This is a genomic window from Stieleria sedimenti (assembly GCF_025060895.1).
Classification (GTDB): Bacteria; Planctomycetota; Planctomycetia; order Pirellulales; family Pirellulaceae; genus Stieleria; species Stieleria sedimenti.
Genome location: NZ_JANZKV010000227.1, coordinates 1 through 2,754, shown reverse-complemented (window position 1 = coordinate 2,754; position 2,754 = coordinate 1). Strand labels below are relative to the sequence as shown.

The 2,754-nt window shown below is 55.9% G+C and carries 4 protein-coding genes; all 4 read left to right on the top strand.

What is annotated here, in order from left to right:
- Positions 1–374 (top strand): tyrosine-type recombinase/integrase (locus NZK35_RS26905; protein ID WP_259635615.1); only part of this gene is annotated, 374 nt, incomplete at its 5' end.
- Positions 375–418: 44 nt separating this feature from the next.
- Complete coding sequence (locus NZK35_RS26900) at positions 419–1,069, top strand: hypothetical protein (RefSeq protein ID WP_259635614.1); 651 nt, start codon at positions 419–421, stop codon at positions 1,067–1,069.
- A gap of 549 nt (positions 1,070–1,618) precedes the next feature.
- Positions 1,619–1,981 carry a PIN domain-containing protein gene (locus NZK35_RS26895; RefSeq protein WP_259635613.1) on the top strand — a complete coding sequence of 121 codons (363 nt, stop codon included), beginning with the start codon at positions 1,619–1,621 and terminating at the stop codon, positions 1,979–1,981.
- A gap of 2 nt (positions 1,982–1,983) precedes the next feature.
- Positions 1,984–2,547, top strand: a complete 564-nt coding sequence (locus NZK35_RS26890) for a hypothetical protein (RefSeq protein ID WP_259635612.1) — start codon at positions 1,984–1,986, stop codon at positions 2,545–2,547.
- Positions 2,548–2,754: the final 207 nt, after the last annotated feature.

Genomic DNA, 2,754 nt, shown 5'->3' with positions numbered 1-2,754 from the left:
ACAAGCCGACTGGGTTGCTGTTCCCGGGAAAAACACCCGGCAAGCCGTACGCGGACACTACGATTCGCAAGGCGATGAAGGACGCGGCCAAGAAAGCGGGGATCCATCGTCGCGTTTACCCCCACGTTCTGCGCCACTCGTACGCGACAGGACTTCTGGAAGCCGGGGTGGACTTGTTGACGATCAGCAAGCTGCTCGGTCACGCCAGCTTCATCACGACGATGGTTTATCTGCACTGCCGGAGGGAACACCTCCACAGCACGCCGAGTCCGCTGGACTGGTTGCCGGTCAAGCAGTTGCCGACGTACACGCCGCCGCCGGAGAACCCGCATCCGCATCCGAACCCGAAGCCGAAGCCGAAGCCGAAAAGTTAGGTGGTTCGCTGGAATACCTGCGTCAAGACGACGCCTGGGATGCGATGATCGAAGACCTCGAATCGGTCGACTGGGTCAGCCACATCGAACCGCCGCGAACCGAAGAGAGTCGCCCCGAACACGTCGTTCGCTACCTAACCCGGTACTTTGGTGGATGGAGCAACACACGCAAGGATGACTATCTAGAACGCTGCGAGACGGCCCTGGAAGATGCCGGGCTCGGTATCGAAGCCGAGATCGACTTCGATGTGAAGTCGATCGAGGCGTCCGAGCCTAAATATCTCGGTGACGCACCGGACTGCGATTCCGGCCTGGTCTGCGAGCACTGCGGCAGCGAATCGCTGACGCTGATCGATGAGATCGACAAATCGTCTTGGACAGACCTCTTTCGCTCAGGCAACGAAGCTTGTCCGGACTGGTACCGCGAGTCGTTGGATCTTGACGATCGTCGCTTTTGGGACGCGGCGATGGGTGAAGGTTTTTCGCACTTGGTACGACTGGTAGTGCGAAAAGTGAACAAGAAAGTGCAAAGGAGCCGGAGTCCGAGCCAGACCGTCCTCCCGCCACCCAGCTCGAGTTCGCCTGGGACTGAAAAGCTGGCACCCTCTGGCAGGATCCGTTCTAATTCAGTCCTGTCACCGACCCACCTGCGGAGCGACAAAGTTCAACGCCCGATCTATCCCCGTTCCTCCTGAACGCGGATAGATCGCAATTCGTTCTGCCTCCCGAGCTCAGCGTATGCGAACGATTGAAGAATTTCGAGAAGCTACAATTGATGACCTTCGCAGCTCACTGCGACGACCTGCGTTTTTTGGATGCGTAGGTCGAACAGCCGGACCATACGATTTCGGAGATCGTGTCCCGATTTGGGAAACCAACTCACGACGTTCTCGGCGGTCAAACGACAGTTCACTGTTACGGGTCCTGCGATAAAGATTCCAACTGGTTATGTTTCGACTACTCACGTTGCTATCCGCCAATCGATCCGCATTCGGTCAATTGGTTTGATGACCCTGTACTGAGGGACATCCGTAGAGACAAGAATCAAATGGAGCTGCTGCCGTTTGGGTCGTGGTGCCGCGAGGTTAAAGGCAAAATGGACGGCTGACAACGTGATGATCCGACGCCGCGGAGTGGAATTGGTCGCTGAGTTTTGCATCACTGCCGCGGATCTGATAGCGTTATCATTCGCCGACTGAAACGCTGCTGGTGTCGGCTGGCGTTCGTACCGCTGCAATGTGGGTATGGACACTGTTTACATCGAAACTTCAATCGTCAGCCATGCGTCGGCATGGCCCAGTTCCAATATCCAGGTCGCTGCAGTGCAGCATCAAGCCCGCGAATGGTGGTCTGTCGAGCGTCCGAAATTTAATCTCGTCACTTCTCAGCTTACAATTATCGAGGCATCCGACGGCGATCCATCTGCGGCCGCCGACCGGCTGAGGATGCTCGACGGCATACCGCTGGTCCCGCTCGGCCATGATGTTGATGCATTGGCGAATCTAATCCTTTCCAACCAGTGCACCGCAGTCGGCGAGTCGAGTTTGTTTTTGAGTTCACATCGATCGCGCCGACGCGGTGCCGTCCGCCGTTCGGCTACAAAGTAAATATGAATCGAATTGTTACTGCCGCCTTGCTATGGCAAGTCACGTTACCAGCTCTGCTAATCGCGGACGAACCGCAAAAAAGCTCATATGGCATCTGGGAAACTCCTGTGCGCGATACCATCTGGATCGAGTGGAAACCTGATCTCTCCGCGCTCCGAACGCAGATACAATCGCTCGTGGATCGCTACTACGATGGTTGCGTTGTCAAGAATGACGACGGCAGGTTGACGTTCGGCCACCGAACGAGGAGTTTCTGGATCCATCACTCCTATCGAGACGGTATGTGGCAAGACGCGTCTGAAGAAATCGGCCCGAATTCGAAAGGGATCTACTGCACGATAGCGACCAGAAGTGGCAACACACGTACTGGAACGGTTGTGCCACAAAAAATCAACCGCCACTACTATGTGGAGTATTGGATGGCACCCTACTCCCAAAAACTAGATGGCAAGCTGCTTGTCTCATTACGGTATCCAAGCGACGTCGACGCAACTTTTGTTTCTGAATTCGAAGCCCTGGTCAATCAATTTGACAAGTTCGTTCACGACCCGAGCAAGCCCGACTGAGCCGAACCATGTGGTGCACCGGAGGACTCAAAAACACGTTTCCTGATGGTGGCCTTTCCGTTCGTCCCCGGTGACCACCGACGTTGAACTTAATCGAATTGCTTACCGCTTCGGCGGTTGATGTGCGGTCGCGGTGGGCGAGGCCAGCGTGGGACTCCGGGCCGTAGGCTGACGCCAGATTCTTGAATCCTCTGGCCGTAGGTCGTC